Annotated in this window: 15 protein-coding genes; 12 read left to right on the plus strand and 3 right to left on the minus strand. The window is 71.3% G+C overall.

The window, feature by feature from the left end; genetic code table 11:
• Nucleotides 1-154 precede the first annotated feature (154 nt).
• The 3 genes from ACZ7P3_RS22615 (at nucleotide 155) to nudC (ending at nucleotide 6,435) form a co-directional block, all read left to right on the plus strand.
• Complete coding sequence (locus ACZ7P3_RS22615; protein WP_472084357.1) at nucleotides 155-3,886, plus strand: UvrD-helicase domain-containing protein; 3,732 nt, start codon at nucleotides 155-157, stop codon at nucleotides 3,884-3,886.
• A 47-nt stretch (nucleotides 3,887-3,933) separates the two neighbouring features.
• Complete coding sequence (locus ACZ7P3_RS22620) at nucleotides 3,934-5,337, plus strand: dipeptidase (RefSeq protein ID WP_472084359.1); 1,404 nt, start codon at nucleotides 3,934-3,936, stop codon at nucleotides 5,335-5,337.
• 153 nt (nucleotides 5,338-5,490) lie between these two features.
• Nucleotides 5,491-6,435, plus strand: coding sequence for an NAD(+) diphosphatase (gene nudC, locus ACZ7P3_RS22625; protein WP_472084361.1), 945 nt, complete (start codon nucleotides 5,491-5,493; stop codon nucleotides 6,433-6,435).
• 120 nt (nucleotides 6,436-6,555) lie between these two features.
• On the opposite strand, the gene ACZ7P3_RS22630 is transcribed toward nudC, so the two are convergent.
• Nucleotides 6,556-6,798, minus strand: a complete 243-nt coding sequence (locus tag ACZ7P3_RS22630; RefSeq protein WP_472084363.1) for a mycoredoxin — start codon at nucleotides 6,796-6,798, stop codon at nucleotides 6,556-6,558.
• 97 nt (nucleotides 6,799-6,895) lie between these two features.
• On the opposite strand from ACZ7P3_RS22630, the gene ACZ7P3_RS22635 reads away from it, so the two are divergent.
• The 5 genes from ACZ7P3_RS22635 (at nucleotide 6,896) to ACZ7P3_RS22655 (ending at nucleotide 10,878) form a co-directional block, all read left to right on the plus strand.
• On the plus strand, nucleotides 6,896-9,178 hold the full coding sequence (locus tag ACZ7P3_RS22635) for an ATP-dependent DNA helicase UvrD2 (RefSeq protein WP_472084365.1): 2,283 nt from the start codon (nucleotides 6,896-6,898) through the stop codon (nucleotides 9,176-9,178).
• Nucleotides 9,179-9,346: 168 nt separating this feature from the next.
• On the plus strand, nucleotides 9,347-9,667 hold the full coding sequence (locus ACZ7P3_RS22640) for a hypothetical protein (protein WP_472084367.1): 321 nt from the start codon (nucleotides 9,347-9,349) through the stop codon (nucleotides 9,665-9,667).
• Nucleotides 9,668-9,839: 172 nt separating this feature from the next.
• On the plus strand, nucleotides 9,840-10,208 hold the full coding sequence (locus ACZ7P3_RS22645) for a WhiB family transcriptional regulator (protein WP_037660091.1): 369 nt from the start codon (nucleotides 9,840-9,842) through the stop codon (nucleotides 10,206-10,208).
• A complete protein-coding gene (locus ACZ7P3_RS22650; RefSeq protein ID WP_472084369.1) occupies nucleotides 10,205-10,528 on the plus strand; it encodes a hypothetical protein in 324 nt (107 codons plus the stop codon). The genes ACZ7P3_RS22645 and ACZ7P3_RS22650 overlap by 4 nt, the downstream gene beginning before the upstream one ends.
• 137 nt (nucleotides 10,529-10,665) lie before the next feature.
• Entirely contained in the window at nucleotides 10,666-10,878 is a 213-nt protein-coding gene (locus ACZ7P3_RS22655; RefSeq protein WP_472084371.1) for a hypothetical protein, read from the plus strand.
• 162 nt (nucleotides 10,879-11,040) lie between these two features.
• Here ACZ7P3_RS22655 and ACZ7P3_RS22660 read toward each other — a convergent pair whose 3' ends face one another.
• Nucleotides 11,041-12,411 carry an ABC1 kinase family protein gene (locus tag ACZ7P3_RS22660; protein WP_472084373.1) on the minus strand — a complete coding sequence of 457 codons (1,371 nt, stop codon included), beginning with the start codon at nucleotides 12,409-12,411 and terminating at the stop codon, nucleotides 11,041-11,043.
• A complete protein-coding gene (locus ACZ7P3_RS22665; protein WP_472084375.1) occupies nucleotides 12,404-13,618 on the minus strand; it encodes a TOMM precursor leader peptide-binding protein in 1,215 nt (404 codons plus the stop codon). Before ACZ7P3_RS22665 ends, ACZ7P3_RS22660 begins: the two co-directional genes overlap by 8 nt.
• A gap of 278 nt (nucleotides 13,619-13,896) precedes the next feature.
• Here ACZ7P3_RS22665 and ACZ7P3_RS22670 point away from each other — a divergent pair, with 278 nt between their 5' ends.
• From ACZ7P3_RS22670 to ACZ7P3_RS22685, 4 genes are all read left to right on the plus strand, one after another.
• Nucleotides 13,897-14,493, plus strand: coding sequence for a M48 metallopeptidase family protein (locus ACZ7P3_RS22670; RefSeq protein ID WP_472084377.1), 597 nt, complete (start codon nucleotides 13,897-13,899; stop codon nucleotides 14,491-14,493).
• 127 nt (nucleotides 14,494-14,620) lie between these two features.
• Nucleotides 14,621-16,342 (plus strand): TerD family protein, encoded by a 1,722-nt coding sequence (locus ACZ7P3_RS22675; protein WP_472084379.1) that lies wholly within the window; start codon nucleotides 14,621-14,623, stop codon nucleotides 16,340-16,342.
• Nucleotides 16,343-16,353: 11 nt separating this feature from the next.
• Nucleotides 16,354-17,034 (plus strand): AIM24 family protein, encoded by a 681-nt coding sequence (locus tag ACZ7P3_RS22680; RefSeq protein WP_472084381.1) that lies wholly within the window; start codon nucleotides 16,354-16,356, stop codon nucleotides 17,032-17,034.
• Nucleotides 17,035-17,052: 18 nt separating this feature from the next.
• The gene (locus ACZ7P3_RS22685) at nucleotides 17,053-17,808 is read left to right on the plus strand and encodes an AIM24 family protein (RefSeq protein WP_472084383.1); all 756 of its coding nucleotides are present in this window, start codon (nucleotides 17,053-17,055) and stop codon (nucleotides 17,806-17,808) included.
• Nucleotides 17,809-17,860 lie beyond the last annotated feature (52 nt).

Here is a 17,860-nt window from a genome sequence, read left to right on the forward strand (position 1 = left end):
GCCTGAGCCACGGACAGGTCCGCCTGACGTACCGGTCTGGGTGGCGGAGCACCTCGAGTGACGTACGGCACCACAGGTGCTGACCTGCGGTTCTTTCTCCCCGGGCGGCCGATCCGTCCTCGATTGTCAGTGCCCGCGACTAGCCTCTGTCGACATGCCCGCCCGTATCACCGACCCCGAGCAGCTCAAGGAGCTCCTCGGCATCCCGTTCACCCCGGAGCAGACGGCCTGCATCACCGCGCCGCCCGCCCCGCAGGTGATCGTGGCCGGAGCCGGCTCGGGCAAGACGACCGTGATGGCGGCCCGCGTGGTCTGGTTGGTCGGCACCGGTCAGGTCGCCCCCGAACAGGTGCTCGGCCTGACCTTCACCAACAAGGCCGCCGGCGAACTCGCCGAGCGCGTCCGCAAGGCGCTGATCAAGGCCGGCGTGACCGACCCCGAGGCCCTCCCGTCACCCGACCCCCACCCCTCCACGACAGCGCTTGGCGCCGCTTCCCCCTGGCCGGACCCGGACAACCCGCCCGGCGAGCCGGTCATCTCGACGTACCACGCCTTCGCCGGCCGTCTACTGACCGACCACGGCCTGCGCATCGGCCTCGAACCCGCCTCCCGGCTCCTGGCCGACGCGACCCGCTACCAGCTCGCCGCGCGCGTGCTGCGCGAGGCCCCCGGCCCCTACCCGGCACTCACCCGCTCCTTCGCCGACCTCGTCAGCGACCTGCTCGCCCTCGACTCCGAACTCGCCGAACACCTCGTGGACCCCGCCCGCCTGTGCGCCTGGGACGCCGGCCTGCTGCACACCCTGGAAGGCGCCAAGCTCACCAACGCCGACCTGCGCAAAGTCCCCGAGGCCGCGGCCGCCCGCCGTGAACTCGCCGACCTCGTCGTGCGCTACCGGGCCGCCAAACGCGAACGCGACCTGCTCGACTTCGGCGACCAGATCGCCCTTTCCGCCCGTCTCGCCGGCCTCCCCGAAGTGGGCCGGCTGCTGCGCGAGGAGTTCCGCGTGGTGCTCCTGGACGAGTACCAGGACACCTCCGTGGCCCAGCGCGTCCTGCTGTCGGGCCTGTTCGGCGACGGCACGGGCCACCCGGTCACCGCCGTGGGCGACCCCTGCCAGGCCATCTACGGCTGGCGCGGCGCCTCCGTCGCCAACCTGGACGACTTCCCCGAGCACTTCGCCCACGCCGACGGCCGCCCCGCCACCCGCCAGGCACTCAGCGAGAACCGCCGCAGCGGCGGCCGTCTTCTCGACCTGGCCAACGGCCTCGCCGAGCCCCTGCGCGCCCTGCACGCGGGCGTGGAGGCCCTCCGCCCGGCCCCCGGCGCCGAACGCGACGGCACGGTCCGCTGCGCCCTGCTGCGCACCCACGCCGAGGAGACCGACTGGATCGCCGACTCCATCGCCCATCTCGTCCGCACCGGCAAGGCCGCCGGCGAGATCGCCGTACTGTGCCGCACGGCGACCGACTTCGCCCAGATCCAGGCCGCCCTCGTCGCCCGTGACATCCCCGTCGAGGTGGTCGGCCTGTCCGGGCTGCTGCACCTGCCCGAGATCGCCGACCTCGTCGCCGTCTGCGAAGTGCTCCAGGATCCCGGGGCCAACGCCTCCCTGGTCCGCCTGCTGACCGGCCCGCGCTGGCGCATCGGCCCGCGCGACCTAGCCCTCCTGGGGCGTCGCGCCCGCCTGCTGGTCGCCCACGCGCGCGCGGGCGACACCGACGACCCGGACCGCCGGCTCGCCGCGGCCGTCGAAGGGGTCGACCCGTCCGAGGTGATATCGCTCGCGGACGCCCTGGACACGTTCCTCGACAGCCCCCTGGACGAGGCCGGGGACGACGACGGGCTGCCGTTCTCCACGGACGCGCGCGTGCGCTTCGGCCGCCTCGCCGCCGAACTGCGCGACCTGCGCCGTTCCCTGGCCGACCCGCTGATGGACGTCCTGCACCGCGTCCTCGCGGTCACCGGTCTGGAAGTGGAACTGTCCGCCTCCCCGCACGCCCTGGCCGCCCGCCGCCGCGAGACCCTGTCCAACTTCCTGGACGTCGCCGCCTCCTTCGCGGCCGGCGACGGCGAGGCCACGCTGTTGGCCTTCCTCGGCTTCCTGCGTACCGCCGCCCAGTACGAGAAGGGCCTCGACAACGCCCTGCCCGGCGGCGAGAACACCGTCAAGGTGCTCACCGCGCACAAGTCCAAGGGCCTGGAGTGGGACGTAGTGGCCGTCCCCGGCCTGGTCCAGGGCACCTTCCCGAGCGCCCAGGGACGAGAGAAGTGGACCGCTCAGGCCAGGGTGCTGCCGCACGCCCTGCGCGGTGACACCGACACCCTGCCCGACGCCGGCACCTGGGACTCCCGGGGCATGAAGGCATTCCACGAAGCCATGAAGGAGCACCAGCACACCGAGGAACTCCGCCTCGGCTACGTCACCTTCACCCGCCCCCGCTCCCTCCTCCTGGGCTCCGGCCACTGGTGGGGCCCCAGCCAGAAGAAGCCGCGCGGCCCCTCCGACTTCCTCCAGGCCCTCCACGACCACTGCGCCGCCGGGTACGGCGAGATCGAGGCGTGGGCCGACGAGCCCGCCGAGGACGAGGAGAACCCGGCCCTGCACACGGCCGGCGCCGACCAGGTGTGGCCGCTGCCCCTGGACGACGCGGCCCTGACCCGCCGCCGCGCGGCCGCCGAGACCGTCCTCGCCCACCTGGACACCCTGGCCGCCCGGCAGCACGGCAACCCGCCCGCCGCCCACGACCCCGACACCTTCGACGACCCCGACTGGCCGGCACCGCCGGACGACGAGGACCCGTACGAGCAGCAGCCTCCGTACGACGAGGACCTGTACGAGCAGCAGTCTCAGTACGCCGAGGACGGCCCCTACGCCGAGGACATCCCGTACGACGAGGATCTGTACACCGAGAGCCCGTACGCCAAAGAAGAAGCAGCTGCCCCCCGCCCCGAGGTGTCCGGAAGCCGGAGCTCCTGGGATGCCGGGCGGCCGATCGTTCCCCACCAGGCGTCGGCCCCCGCCGAACGGCGTCCCCATGGCAGCGATGCCCCCCGTCCCGCCGAGCCCGGACGCCCCCGGCCCCTCACCCGCGAGACCGCCCCAGGGGCCACCCCGGAGGCCGCCCCGGACGTCACCCCACCGGTCACCGACGAGGTCACCCCCGAGGAGGCCCGCACCATCGCCTCCTGGGACCGTGACCTCGACGCGCTCACCGGTGAGCTGATGCGGGCCCGCCAGAGCGTCATGGACGTCCCCCTGCCCACCACACTGACCGCGTCCCAGCTGCTGCGTCTTGCCGAGGACCCGGACGGGCTCGCACAAGAACTCGCGCGCCCCATGCCGCGCCCCCCGCAACCCGCCGCGCGCCGTGGCACCCGGTTCCACGCTTGGGTCGAAGCGCGCTTCGAAGCATTGGCGCTGCCCATGCTGGAGCCCGACGAGCTGCCCGGCAGCGAAGCCGAGATCGCCGACGAACGCGACCTGGAAGCACTCAAAGACGCCTTCGAACGCACCGAGTACGCCCACCGCACCCCCTACCGTGTCGAAGCGCCCTTCCAGTTCACCCTGGCCGGCCGGGTCGTACGCGGCCGGATCGACGCCGTCTACAAGAACGGCGACGGCGACGCGGCGACCTACGAGATCGTCGACTGGAAGACCAGCCGCTCCCGCACCGCCGACCCCCTCCAGCTCGCCGTCTACCGGCTGGCCTGGGCCGAGCAGCAGGGCGTGCCGCTCGAGTCGGTCACGACCGCCTTCCTGTACGTGCGCAGCGGCGAGGTCGTACACCCCGAGGGCCTGCCGGACCGGGCCGCCCTGGAGCGGCTGCTCACGGGTGACGAGCCGGGCGACACGGAAGCGTCACGCCAGGCAAGCCGAGTGTGACGAACCGCCCGCCGAGGATGTCGGTGCGGGCCGATAGGCTCGTGAGCATGAGCCAGACCCCGGACAGCGCTGTCCGCACGTACATCGAGCAGCACCGCGCCGCCTTCCTCGACGACCTCGCCGCTTGGCTGCGCATCCCCTCCGTGTCGGCCCAGCCCGACCACGCGCCCGATGTACGGCACAGCGCCGACTGGCTCGCCGCCAAGCTCAAGGAGACTGGTTTCCCGACCGCCGAGGTCTGGCCGACACCGGGCGCCCCGGCCGTCTTCGCCGAATGGCCTGCGGGCGACCCCGAAGCGCCCACCGTCCTCGTCTACGGCCACCACGACGTGCAGCCCGCCGCCCGCGAGGACGGCTGGGACAGCGAGCCCTTCGAACCCGTCGTCCGTGAAAACCGCCTCTACGCGCGCGGGGCGGCCGACGACAAGGGCCAGGTGTTCTTCCACACACTCGGCGTCCGCGCCCACCTCGCCGCCACCGGCCGCACCGCCCCCGCTGTCAACCTGAAGCTGCTGATCGAAGGCGAGGAGGAGTCCGGCTCCCCGCACTTCCGCGCCCTTGTCGAGGAGCACGCCGCAAGGCTCACCGCCGACGCAGTGATCGTCTCCGACACCGGCATGTGGTCGCCGGACACCCCGACCGTCTGCACCGGCATGCGCGGCCTCGCCGAGTGCGAGATCCGGCTGCACGGACCCGACCAGGACATCCACTCCGGTTCCTTCGGCGGTGCCGTCCCCAACCCGGCCACCGCCGTCGCCCGCCTCGTGGCCGCCCTCCACGACGAGCACGCACGGGTGGCGATCCCCGGCTTCTACGACGGCATCGTCGAACTGACCGACCGCGAACGCGAACTCTTCGCCGAGCTGCCCTTCGACGAGGAGCAGTGGCTGCGCACCGCCAAGTCGTACGCCGCCCACGGCGAGGCCCGGCACACCACCCTGGAGCGCATCTGGGCCCGCCCGACCGCCGAGGTCAACGGCATCGGCGGCGGCTACCAGGGCCCCGGCAGCAAGACGATCATCCCGTCCTCGGCGATGGTGAAGCTGTCCTTCCGGCTCGTCGCGGGCCAGGACCCCGAGCACATCGAGAAGGCCGTCCGCAGCTGGGCCACCGAGCAGATTCCCGCCGGAATCCGGCACGAGATCAGCTTCGGCTCCGCCACCCGCCCGTGCCTGACCCCGCTCGACCACCCCGCACTGCAGTCCGTCGCCCGCGCCATGGGCCGCGCCTTCCAGAGCCGCGTCCGCTTCACCCGCGAAGGCGGCTCCGGACCCGCCGCCGACCTCCAGGAGGTACTCGGCGCCCCCGTCCTCTTCCTGGGCATTTCCGTCCCCTCCGACGGCTGGCACGCCCCGAACGAGAAAGTCGAACTCGACCTCCTCCTCAAAGGTGTCGAGACCAGCGCCTACCTGTGGGGCGACCTTGCCGAGAACTGGCGCAACGCCCCCTGACCGGCAGGCACCGTACGGGACGGCACCGCACGCGGGCACACTGGAAGAACCGCCCCGCACGCCCGCCCACGCCGGACCGGTGCCCACCCGTCCCACGACCCGCCGAACCGCCCGCCGAAACGAACCGTTCCACTGGGGGAGTTGGAAGCACCCGTGACCACCTGGACCGACCACACTGCAGACCGCCCCATCTCGCTGACCGCCCCGAGCGGCATCGACCGCGCCGCCCACCACCGGCTCGACGAGGCCTGGCTCGCGGCGGCGTGGAGCCACCCCAAAACCCGCTGCTTCGTGGTCTCCGGCGGCCAGGTGCTCATCGACGAGACGCCCGACGGCCGGACCGAACTCGTCATGACCCCCTCCTTCGAGGCGCCGCTCACCGAGGCCCACCGCTACTTCCTCGGCATCGACGAAGAAGGCGTCAGCTACTTCGCCCTGCAGAAGGACGCGCTGCCCGGCCGCATCGACCAGTCCGCACGCCCCGCGGGCCTGCGCGAGGCCGGGCTGCTCCTGTCGCCCCGGGACGCCGGCCTCATGGTGCACGCGGTCGGCCTGGAGAACTGGCAGCGCACCCACCGCTTCTGCTCCCGATGCGGCGAGCGCACGGTCATCGCCGCCGCCGGCCACATCCGCCGCTGCCCGGCCTGCGGCGCCGAGCACTATCCGCGGACCGACCCGGCGGTGATCATGGCCGTCACCGACGAGGAGGACCGGATCCTGCTCGGCCGACAGGTCCACTGGCCCGAAGGCCGCTTCTCCACGCTCGCCGGCTTCGTCGAGCCCGGAGAGTCAATCGAACAGTCGGTGCGCCGCGAAGTCTTCGAAGAGGCCGGCATCACCGTCGGCCCGGTCGAGTACGTGGCCAGCCAGCCCTGGCCCTTCCCGTCCAGCCTCATGCTCGGCTTCATGGCCCGTGCCACCTCGACCGACATCAACGTCGACGGCGACGAGATCCACGAGGCCCGCTGGTTCTCCCGCGAGGACCTGCACGCGGCCTTCGAATCCGGCGAGGTCCTGCCTCCGTACGGCATCTCCATCGCCGCCCGCCTGATCGAGATGTGGTACGGCAAGCCGCTGCCGACGAGGAGCTTCGTCTGAGCGCGGACCGTCCTACCGGCCGCCGGCGCTCCATGTTGGTGTGACGCAAGACACAAAAAGGCGGCTCCTGAGGCACACAGCCTCAGGAGCCGCCTTCTCCGCAGGCGCGGACCGACCTCGTCAGGCGGCGAGCTTCTGCTTCACCTGGGCGAGCGACGGGTTCGTCAGCGTGCTGCCGTCCCCGAAGAGCACAGTCGGAACCGTCTGATTCCCGCCATTCGCCTTCTCCACAAACGCAGCGGACTCCGGGTCCTGCTCGATGTTGATCTCGGTGTAGGCGATGCCCTCCCGCTCCAGCTGGCTCTTCAGCCGGCGGCAGTAGCCGCACCAAGTCGTGCTGTACATCGTCACAGTGCCCTGCATGTCTCTCGCGCTCCTCAGGCAGCTCGGGGAAGGTCGTCCAGGGAGAGAACGTAAGCCATCGGCCCGGCATTCCCGCCCGGGGTATCCGCACCCCACTGTGACACCCGCCGCATTCATACGACCAACACCGCCCGCCTGTGGACAACCGACCCGGCAGCCACGGACGACCTGGCAGCATGGCGGTGTGACAGCAGCAACGCACTCCCCCCTCTTCCCGCACGTACCGGACACGGCCGACGCGGTGCTCGAAGGGCTCGACCCCGAGCAGCGCGAGGTGGCCACCGCCCTGCACGGCCCGGTGTGCGTCCTGGCCGGAGCAGGCACCGGCAAGACCCGGGCGATCACCCACCGCATCGCCTACGGAGTCCGCGCCGGCATCCTCCAGCCGCCCAGCGTGCTCGCCGTCACCTTCACCAACCGCGCCGCAGGCGAGATGCGCGGCCGCCTGCGCCAGCTCGGCGCCCACGGCGTACAGGCCCGCACCTTCCACTCCGCCGCGCTGCGCCAGCTCCAATACTTTTGGCCGAAAGCGATCGGCGGCTCCGTGCCCCGACTGGTCGACCGCAAGATCCAGCTCGTCGCCGACGCGGCCGCCGCCTGCAATCTCCGCCTCGACCGCGGCGAGCTGCGGGACGCCACCGCAGAGATCGAATGGTCCAAGGTCACCCAGACCATCCCCGCCGACTACCCATACGCGGTTGCGAAGGCGGGACGCGATGCCCCCCGTGACCCGGCCGAGATCGCCCACCTCTACGCCGCCTACGAAGACCTCAAACGCGACCGGTCGGTCATCGACTTCGAAGACGTCCTGCTGCTGACCGTCGCCGTCCTCCAGGACCGGCACGACATCGCCGAGCAGGTCCGCGCCCAGTACCAGCACTTCGTCGTCGACGAGTACCAGGACGTCAGCCCCCTCCAGCAGCGACTGCTGGAACTGTGGCTGGGCGACCGTGACAACCTGTGCGTCGTCGGCGATGCCAGCCAGACGATCTACTCGTTCACCGGAGCAACGCCCGACCACCTCCTCGACTTCCGTCACCGTCACCCCGGTGCCACCGTCGTCAAACTGGTCCGCGACTACCGCTCCACACCCCAGGTCGTCCACCTCGCCAACGGCCTCCTCTCCCAGGCCCACGGCCGCGCCGCAGACCACCGGCTGGAACTGGTCTCCCAGCGCCCCGCCGGACCCGAACCCGTCTACACCGAGTACACCGACGAGCCCGCCGAGGCCGAGGGCGCCGCCCGCCGCATCCGCGAACTCGTCGACGCCGGCGTCCCGGCCGCCGAGATCGCCGTACTCTTCCGCACCAACTCCCAGTCCGAAACCTACGAACAGGCCCTAGCCGACGCCGGCGTCCCCTACCAGCTGCGCGGGGCCGAGCGCTTCTTCGACCGGCCCGAGGTACGCAAGGCCGGCATCGCTCTGCGCGGCGCGGCCCGCTTCGGCGGCAACGACTCCCTCCTCGACGACGCCGTGGACCTCCCGTCACAGGTGCGTGCCGTGCTGTCAGGAGAGGGCTGGACCAGCAAGCCACCAGCAGGCTCCGGCGCCGCCAGAGAGCGCTGGGAGTCGCTGGCCGCCCTGGTCAACCTCGCCCACGACTTCGCCGCCGCCCGGCCGGGAGCCACCCTCGGCGACCTCGTGGCCGAACTCGACGAACGGGCGAACGCCCAGCACGCCCCGACCGTCCAGGGCGTCACCCTGGCCTCCCTGCACGCGGCCAAGGGCCTGGAGTGGGACGTCGTCTTCCTGGTCGGCATCGCCGAGGGCATGATGCCGATCACCTATGCGAAGACCGACGAACAGGTCGAGGAGGAACGCCGTCTCCTCTATGTCGGCGTGACCCGCGCCAGAGAACGCCTCCATCTCTCCTGGGCCCTGTCCCGCGCGCCCGGTGGCCGGCCCAACCGCAGGCCCAGCCGCTTCCTCGACGGCCTGCGCCCCGGCTCCACCGCCACCGTCGGCCACTCCGGGACGGCAGCCACCGGAGGCATCGAACGCGGCGCCCTTCCGGACACCCCGGCCGCACGACGGCGTACCCAGCGCACCCCGGCCCGCTGCCGGGTCTGCGGCCGCACGCTCACCGAAGCGGGCGAAATGAAGCTGATGCGCTGCGAGGACTGCCCCTCCGACATGGACGAAGCCCTGTACGAACGGCTGCGCGAGTGGCGTGCCGTCCAGGCGGAGCACAGCGGACAGCCGGACTTCTGCGTCTTCACGGACCGGACCCTGATGGCCATCGCCGAAGCGCGGCCCGACAACCCGGCCGAGCTGTCCCGCATCCCCGGCGTCCTCACCCGTAAGCTGCAGCGCTACGGAACCGACGTTCTGGCCATCTGCGCAGGCCAGAACGGTGCCGAAGACGACGAGAGCGACTGATACGAACTCGTCGAAAAAATAGTTTGCGCATGCCCCGGCAATCCCCATAGGTTCTAGGCACGGAAGCAGCGGCCTTCTCGAAGGCCCGGGTTCCGTGTTGTACTTACTTGCACATCCGAACGGACTGGCTCACCCCAGTCCCCAAGACGCCGAGAGGAGGCGAGTCCAGTGATCAGCATCAACACCAGCACCATCAGCACGGCCAAACTGACCGATCGCTCGGCCGTCTCCACGTGCATGCTCGGCGCAACCAACCAGGGCACCGGTCTGCCCGGCATCCGTGCCGTCCGGCCGGCCTCCGCCCTGTCTCTCGCGGGTCTTTCCATCCGCGAGCGCAATGAGCGACCGACCAAGGCACTGGAAGCGGTAGCGGCACAGGCACATGCCTATGCCTTTGCGGCGGCCGGTGCCGGATTCCGGAAGCAGACGAAGCAGCACCACCTGATGTGGGCCTTCCGTGGGCCAGAACCCTGGAGTGATCCAGCCTGATCCGATCAGGCCGGCGCCTTCAGGGCCGCGGAACCCCACCCGGGATCCGCGGCCCTTCTGTTTGCCCCGAACGGGGACGACGGAGCGAAGGGGCCTCGGGACAGGAACAGAACCCGGTACCACGCCGACACCCGGTCAACCGGCCGGAACGACCAGACGAGGAAGACCAACCGTGCAACTCGAAGCGCACGCCCCGTCCGTACCGCCTTCACAGACGATCCCCCCGCCCGGCCTCACGGAGGACTCCACCTTGATCCCCCTCACCGCGCTCACCGCGCTCGACGACGCCATCGAGAACCTCGGCGTACCCGTCCCCTGCCGCTCCTACGACCCGGAGGTCTTCTTCGCCGAGTCGCCCGCGGACGTCGAGTACGCCAAGTCCCTCTGCCGCACCTGCCCGCTGATGGAGGCTTGCCTCGCCGGCGCCAAGGAACGGCGCGAGCCCTGGGGCGTCTGGGGCGGGGAGCTGTTCGTCCAGGGTGTCGTCGTCGCCCGGAAGCGGCCCCGTGGTCGCCCGCGCAAGAACCCGGTCACGGCATGAACACCGCAGGAACGATCGACCGCCCCCTCACGCACGACCCCAAGAAGCAGGCCCCGATGAAGCCGTCCACCAGCGAGCCCGCAGGTTCCGCGAACCCAGACTTCACCATCAACGGCGCGACCGACTCGCGTCAGAACAGGACCCGAGAGATGCAACTCATCCCAGAAGCCCTGGCTCGTGCGCATATGCACGAGCGCCTGCATGAGGCCGACCGGGAACGCCGCGCCCTGCGCGTGGCGACCGCCCGGCGGATGCAGCGCCGAGCGGAGCGCGCCTCGATGCGCGCCCGCCGTGCGCTCGCCATGGCCGTCATGCAGTAATCGATCACACCTGAAGCGGTGGCCTCCCGGCCCAGGGAGGCGAAACCTTTCCCGCGGGGGCCGGTCCGTCCGAACGGACCGGCCCCCGCGGTGCGTTGTGCGGGGCGATTCGGCGACCGGAGGGTTATGGTCGGCGGGTGACGAGTCTTCCCGGAGGAAGTGACCAGGGCGGCTCCACCACGGAGCCCCGCCCTCTCGTGTGCGCCCGCTGCGGCGTCCCCGCCGACGGCCCCCAGCCGACCACCTGGACCTGCTCCGTGGAGAACGGCGCCCGCCAGTACTTCTGCGACGTCTGCTCCCGGGAGAACCTGCGGGCGATCGAGGGGCGGCTGGACTCGGCCTGGTGGTGAGAGGCGCTGTCGAGGGGCCCTCTCCCCTCCCCCTCCCCCCGCCCCCTCCCTCTCAGACGCCATGGCGCCCGCAGACCTCATGCGCGCCCGGAGACTTCATGCGCGCCCGCGGGCTCCGTGGCAGCCCCTGGCTTCGGCAGCCCGGGCTTCACGGCAGCCCGGTCAGGCCTCCGCCGCCGGCTCCTCCTCGGGCAGTTCGTCTTCGAATGCGAAGCCGGGCAGCCACTCCTCCAGTTCCTCCCGCAGCCGTACCGTGGCGCCCAGCTGGCACAGCACGCCGATCGTGCTCAGCGTCACGCGGTGTATCAGCAGATAGGCCGGCGGGAGGTTGAGTTGCTTGCCCAGCTGGTAGGCGGGGGAGCGGGGGTCGGCGATGCGGGCGGCCTGGCTGCGCATCCATGAGCGGGTGAAGGTGAACGTCTCGATCCGGGCCGGTTCGATGATCGGCAACAGATAGTCGAGGACCGCGTCGGGGTCGAGCTCTATGGATTCCTTGACGAATCCCTCGGTGCACAGAAGCTCGTAGACGGTGTCCGCCTCGCCGTCCAGGGTCATCCGCAGTGAGACGCCGATCGGCGTCGGCAGGCCGCCGGGGAGCCGGTCGACCGTGCCGAAGTCGAGGACGCCCAGGCGCCAGTCCTCCTTGTCGTTCGGGCCGCCGGGCAGCAGACGGAAGTTGCCCGGATGCGGGTCGGCGTGCAGCAGGCCGGTGCGGGCCGGACCCGAGAAGAGGAAGCGGGCCAGCAGCTGGCCGGCCCGGTCGCGCTGCTCCTGGGTGCCGTCCGTGATGATCTCCGACAGCGGGATGCCGTCGATCCACTCCGTGACCAGGATCTGGTCGCACTGGTGCACCACGGCGGGCACGATCACGTCCGGGTCGTCCGCGAACTCCTGCGCGTGTGCGTCCTGGGCCTGGGCCTCCAGCGCGTAGTCCAGTTCCTCGGAGACACGGTCCCGCATCTCGGCGATCAGCGGCTTGATGTCCATGCCGGGAATGAGCGGACCCAACAGCCGGGCAAATCTGCTCAGTTGGTTCAGATCAGACAGCAGGGCCTCGCCTGCGCCCGGGTACTGCACCTTGACGGCCACCTCACGGCCGTCGTGCCAGACCGCCCGGTGGACCTGCCCGATGGAGGCCGCGGCCGCCGGCTTGTCCTCGAACTCCAGGAACAGATCCTGCCAGTCCGCCCCCAGCCGTTCCGCCAGCACCGTGTGGACCGTGCGGGTCGGCATCGGCGGTGCCGCTTCCTGGAGTTTGGTCAGGGCCGCGCGGTAGGGGCCGGCGACCTCCTCCGGCAGGGCGGACTCGAAGACGGACAGGGCCTGCCCGAACTTCATGGCACCGCCCTTCAGCTCCCCGAGCACCTTGAACAGCTGCTCCGCCGTGCGCTGTTGCAGCTCCCGGCCGACGATCTCCGCGGACTCGCCCACGATTCGCTTGCCCAGCCCCCAGGTCGCCCGGCCGGCGAAGCCGAGCGGGAGCGCTGCGAGCTTGGCGGTACGGGTGACCGCCTTCCGGGGAAGATCAGACATGCGCCCTCCAAGTCCCAGTCGGCCGCGCCGCGCCTGTCTTGCGTCGTCGCTCCGTCGACGGCCGTTGCACCGCCATTGTCTCGCGCGGCTCCCCGCCGGTTGAGGAGTGCTCCCCCTTACCTTTCTCCACCGCCCCGCACCCGCATGCCGGATGGGGCCACACCGGCCGGGACCGCCAGTTCAGGCCCGGCAGGGACGCCTCCCAGCGGGTGCCGGCGCTGGACGGCGACTCGCCGTCCAGGAAGGCCAGGGCATGTGCGGCGGCCAGTCCCGCGACCGCGGCGGCGAGGGCCAGGTCGCAGGGGCCGACCTGGCGGGCCTTTCCGGAGCGCCACTGCGCGATCAGGCGGGGCCAGGCCGGGTCCCGGTCGGTGCGGTCCTGGTGCAGGCAGCCGGCGCAGCCCGTCTCGCCGGGCAGGACGAGCGGGCCGACGACGCCGGTTGCCTCCACGACCCCCGCATAGAGGTGGGGTGTTCCGGAGGCCATGAGCGGCTCGGCGGAGAACGGGTCCGGAGCGTGCACGGCGACATCGTCCCGTGGGGTGATGATCACCAGGGAGAGTCCGGGATCCCCCGAGTCGCCGGGGGAGGGGGCGGTGCGGCGTGGTGGGCGGTCCGGTGCGGCGCGGCGCACGGCGGCCCGTGCCGCGTCCGCGCGGCGTTCGCGGACCGACTCGGCGGGCAGCCCGCCCGGAGCGACGTCCCACGGTTCCACGCGCCCCACGTCCCGCACGTCGATCCCGCCGACGCCCGCGCCGGACAGCACCGACGCCAGCATGGCCCCGACCCGCCCCGCGCCCCGCACCTGCACCCGCAGGGAGCGGCGGGCCGCGAGCCGGCCGAGCGCGCCGCCCGGTTCCGGGGTGGTCAGCGAGAGGGAGGCGAGGTCGGGGCGCAACCGCTCCAGGACGTCCTTCTTCTCCCGCAGTGCGTCCGCGGCCGGTCCGCCGCCGCGCGTGTCGTCGATCAGGCCGGCGTGGGCCAGTCGCTCCACGAGTGTGTCGACATGGCCGTCCGGCAGGTCCATGTGCCGGCCCTCTTCGCGCAGCAGCGGCAGGCCGCGGGTGCCGTTGAGCAGCTCCAGGAAGCTGCCGGTCGCGGTGTCCATCGGACCCAGAGTTATCGCGTGCGCCGGAGTCATCCCGAACTGCACGGTGTTGAGGTCGCGCCAGCCGCGCCGCAGCGCGGGCTTCACCATCGGATGCATGACAGGCCCCCGTATCCGTCGAATTCCCCTGGAACAGCCCTTGGGCGTCGAATTGTCGTCGTGGTCGTTGGAGTCGGTCGTGCTCCGTCGACGCATGCCAGCATGCCGGGTCGTGGGGGCGGGTGGCGGAGGTTGTCCACAGGCTGGGGGTGTTCGTCATATAAATCGGTCGTGGCATTAGGGCATATCGGTCGTACAAATCAAACGCATGGTGGGCATCGGCATCGAACCGTCCCGGAGCCGGGACTTCGGCTGCGCCCAGCGGGTAACGTCGGGGCGTGCCCGCCGACCCACTGCACCGCGCCGGACAGCCACAGCGCAGCACGACGAGCCAGCCGCCGAGCGGCTCAAAGGCGAGCGCGATCGAGGTCCGCAGAAGTGCCCGGCGCCGTCGGACGGTCTCCGCCTACCGCGAGGGCGATCGCACCGTCGTGCTCATCCCCGCCCGGATGTCCGAGGCGGAGGAGCAGCGCTGGGTGACCGTCATGCTCGACAAGCTCGCCGCCCAGGAGAGCAAGCGGGTGCTGGGCGACACGGAGCTGACCGAGCGGGCCGAGCGGCTGTCGGCGCAGTACTTCGGCGGCCGGGCGCGTCCCGCCTCTGTGCGCTGGGTCACCAACCAGAACACCCGCTGGGGTTCGTGCACCCCGGCCGAGGGAAGCATCCGCCTCTCGCACCGCTTGCAGGGGATGCCGGACTACGTCGTCGACTACGTCCTCTGCCATGAGCTGGCGCATCTGCTGGTGCCCGGTCATGGGCCCGACTTCTGGCGGCTGCTGGAGTCCTACCCGCGCACCGAGCGGGCCCGCGGCTACCTCGAAGGGGTGGTGGCCGCCGCCAAGCTCCCGCATGTGCCCGGTGCGCGGGGCGGCTGAACGGCCGCCCGTGTGAGGCGCGGGGTGCGGTTGTGTACCGGGTCTGTACCGACTACGTCCGATGTCGGGGTTTGCCGTTAGCCTGGCGCGACGCACTCACATTCGGGATGGGGGACGGTCGTAACGCATGGCCAGGGAATTCCAACGCGGCCACAAGGCCAGGATCAGTGATCTCACGGCGGGCACGGATCTGTACGTAGGTGTGCAGATCTCCGCGCCTGGACTGACCTTCGACATCAGCTGCTTCGGTCTGGACGCCGACGAGCGCCTTTCGGACGACCGGTACTTCATTTTCTTCAACCAGCCGAAGTCTCCTGAGGAGTCCGTCCAGCTGCTCGGTGCCCAGGCGGGTGACACGGAGTCGTTCCGGATCACGCTGGACCGGATCCCCTCCCGGATCCGCAAGCTCTCCTTCACGGCGACCATCGACGGCGCCGGGCAGATGTCGCAGGTCAGCCCGGGGTATGTGCGCATTGTGGCCGGTGGGGAGGAGGTTGCCCGGTACTCCTTCGACGGCTCGGAGTTCTCCACCGAGCGGGCTGTGATGCTCGGTGACTTCTACTTCAAGGACGTGTGGCGGTTCGCCGCGGTCGGGCAGGGCTTCGACGGCGGTCTGGAGGCGCTGCTGAAGAACTTCGGCGGAGAGGTGCTGGAGGAGGAGGCGCCCGCGGCGCCGCAGCAGCCGCAGGCCGGCGCCGCTCCCGGCTTCGCCCCGCCCGCGTTCGGCGCCCCGGCGACTCCGGCGCCCGCGCCTGCGCCTGCCCCGGCGCCCGCGCCCTCCCCTGCTCCGGCGCCCGCCGTGCAGCCCGCCGCCCAGGGTTTCGCCCCGCCGCCCGGAGCCACCCCGCCTGGCGCCACCCCGCCCGGAATCACCCCGCCTCCGGCCCCGGCGCCCGCACCGAACGTGCACGGGGCTCCGACGGTCATCGCGCCCCTGACCCCGCCCGTCGGCGGCACGGTTCATCCGCCGACTCCGGCGCCCGCGCCCTTCGGCCAGCCGCCGCAGCAGCCGTCGTACGGCGGACAGCCCGGCGCGCCGATGCCTCCGGGGTACGGCCAGCAGCCTTCCTACGGCGGCCAGCCGGGCGCACCCATGCCCCCCGGATACGGTCAGCAGCCGTCGTACGGCCAGGTCCCCGGCCAGCAGCCCGCCGCCTACGGGCTGCCGCAGGGCGCTCCCCAGGGTGGTGCGGGTGTGTCGGCCGCGCTGCAGGCGTTCAAGGAGACGCCCACCGGACAGCGCTGGACGCAGCAGAACAAGAAGCTCATCCGGGTCGACCTCGGCATCGGCGGGCAGCCCGTGCTGGCCCGGCAGGGCAGCATGGTCCTCTACCAGGGCAAGGTCGACTTCAGCTACAAGGGCGCCGGGTTCGCCGGGCGGATCGTGGGCAACGCGACCGGCCAGGAGATGCAGCTGATGCGCTGCACCGGGCAGGGCCAGGTGTTCCTCGCCGAGAACTCCACGCATCTGCACCCCGTCGAGCTCCAGGGCGACGCGATCTGCGTCTCCGCGGAGAACGTCCTCGCCTTCGACGAGAGCCTGCAGCACGAGGTCCGCCGCATCGAGGGACACGGCATCCCCGGCGGAGCGCTGTTCACCATGCAGTTCCAGGGCACCGGCACGATCGTCGTCAAGACGCACGGCACGCCCGTCGTGCTGCCCGTGACGCCCACGACCTTCGCCGACTGCAACGCGGTGGTCGCCTGGTCGGCGGCCTCCCAGGTGATCGTCTCCAGCCAGGTCCGGATGCGCCGCAACGCCTACCCGGGCGACACGGGGGAGAGCGTCAACCTCCAGTTCCGGGGTGCGCCCGGCAACTTCATCGTCGTCCAGCCGTACGAGGTCTGAGGGAGCCCGTCATGAACCAGCCGCTCGCGGGCTACGCCCCCGCACCCGTCACCGCCCGCATGGAGAACCACGGCAACCACATGCTGAAGGTGGCCATGCAGACCGGGAACGACCTCTACGCGCGCGTGGGGTCGATGGTCGCCTACGAAGGGTTCGTCCAGTACGAGCCCAACCCGCCGGCCGTCCGCCAGATCGCCCGCGACTGGATCACCGGCGAGGGCGCCCCGCTGATGAAGTGCACCGGCGACGGACTGCTCTACCTCGCCGACTACGGCGCCGACGTCGTCGTGATCAACCTCAACGGCGACGGCATCTCCGTCAACGCCACCAACCTGCTCGCCTTCGACGCGCACCTGCAGTGGGGCGTGGAGCGGGTGAAGGGGCTGGCGAAGTTCGCCGGTCAGGGCCTGTGGAACACGAAGATCTCCGGGCAGGGCTGGGTCGCGCTGACCTCCCGGGGCAAGCCGATCGTCGTCGACTGCGGCGGCGGCGAGGACGAGACGTACGTCGACCCCGACGCGCTCGTCGCCTGGTCCCCGAACCTGAAGGTGAAGGGCAAGCGCAGCTTCAAGGCGCAGTCGCTGATCGGCCGGGGCAGCGGCGAGGCCTACCAGATGGCCTTCTCCGGCCAGGGCATCGTCGTCGTCCAGCCCAGCGAGGACAGCACCGACCGCCTCCGGATCCGGGGCTGAGGGGGAGCCAGAAACACCATGCAGAGCCCGCTTTTCGCGCACAACGACCTCCAGACACAGGAGCGCTGGAGCCTGCAGAACAAGCAGATGCTCCGCGTCACCCTGGAGGGCCACGACGACATCCTCGCCCGCAAGGGCACCATGGTCGCCTACCAGGGCCTGGTCGAGTTCGACGCCGAGTACCGCAGCAACAACCAGGCACGCGCGCGTGCCCACACCGGCGAGGGCCTGGACCTGATGCGCTGCCACGGGCAGGGCACGGTCTACCTCGCCAACCTCGCCCAGCACGTGCACGTCATGGACGTCGAGCAGGACGGTCTGACGGTCGACAGCAGCTACGTCCTCGCGATGGACTCCTCGCTGCACCACGAGGTCATCGCCGTCGACAGCCTCTACGGCATCTCCGGGTCCGGGAAGTACCAGCTCAACATCACCGGGCGCGGCAGAGTGGCCCTGATGACCTCGGGCGCGCCGCTGCTGATGCAGGTCACGCCCGACAAGTACGTCAACTGCGACGCCGACGCGATCGTCGCCTGGTCCACCGGACTGCGGGTGCAGATGCAGGCCCAGACGCACTCCTCGGGGGTGTGGCGGCGCCGTGGCAGCACCGGTGAGGGCTGGGAGCTGAGCTTCATGGGGTCGGGCTTCGCGCTCGTCCAGCCCAGTGAGCTGCTGCCGCCGCAGAACGCGGTGATCGGCCAGGGCCTCGCCGCACAGTTCGGCATGGGGCAGCACGGGGCGCGCGCCCAGAACCAGGGCAACGTCTGGAGCTGACCGTCCGGAAGAGGAACGTGAGGGGCGGCTGCCTCGGCAGCCGCCCCTCACC

Source organism: Streptomyces sp. NPDC107581 (assembly GCF_055657175.1).

Excerpts from the sequence above, each read along its gene's own strand:
- ACZ7P3_RS22615 (WP_472084357.1), top strand. The coding sequence starts at position 155 with ATGCCCGCCCGTATCACCGACCCCGAGCAGCTCAAGGAGCTCCTCGGC.
- ACZ7P3_RS22620 (WP_472084359.1), top strand. The coding sequence starts at position 3,934 with ATGAGCCAGACCCCGGACAGCGCTGTCCGCACGTACATCGAGCAGCAC.
- ACZ7P3_RS22630 (WP_472084363.1), bottom strand. The coding sequence starts at position 6,798 with ATGCAGGGCACTGTGACGATGTACAGCACGACTTGGTGCGGCTACTGC.
- ACZ7P3_RS22650 (WP_472084369.1), top strand. The coding sequence starts at position 10,205 with ATGAACACCGCAGGAACGATCGACCGCCCCCTCACGCACGACCCCAAG.
- ACZ7P3_RS22660 (WP_472084373.1), bottom strand. The coding sequence starts at position 12,411 with ATGTCTGATCTTCCCCGGAAGGCGGTCACCCGTACCGCCAAGCTCGCA.
- ACZ7P3_RS22665 (WP_472084375.1), bottom strand. The coding sequence starts at position 13,618 with ATGCATCCGATGGTGAAGCCCGCGCTGCGGCGCGGCTGGCGCGACCTC.
- ACZ7P3_RS22675 (WP_472084379.1), top strand. The coding sequence starts at position 14,621 with ATGGCCAGGGAATTCCAACGCGGCCACAAGGCCAGGATCAGTGATCTC.
- ACZ7P3_RS22680 (WP_472084381.1), top strand. The coding sequence starts at position 16,354 with ATGAACCAGCCGCTCGCGGGCTACGCCCCCGCACCCGTCACCGCCCGC.
- ACZ7P3_RS22685 (WP_472084383.1), top strand. The coding sequence starts at position 17,053 with ATGCAGAGCCCGCTTTTCGCGCACAACGACCTCCAGACACAGGAGCGC.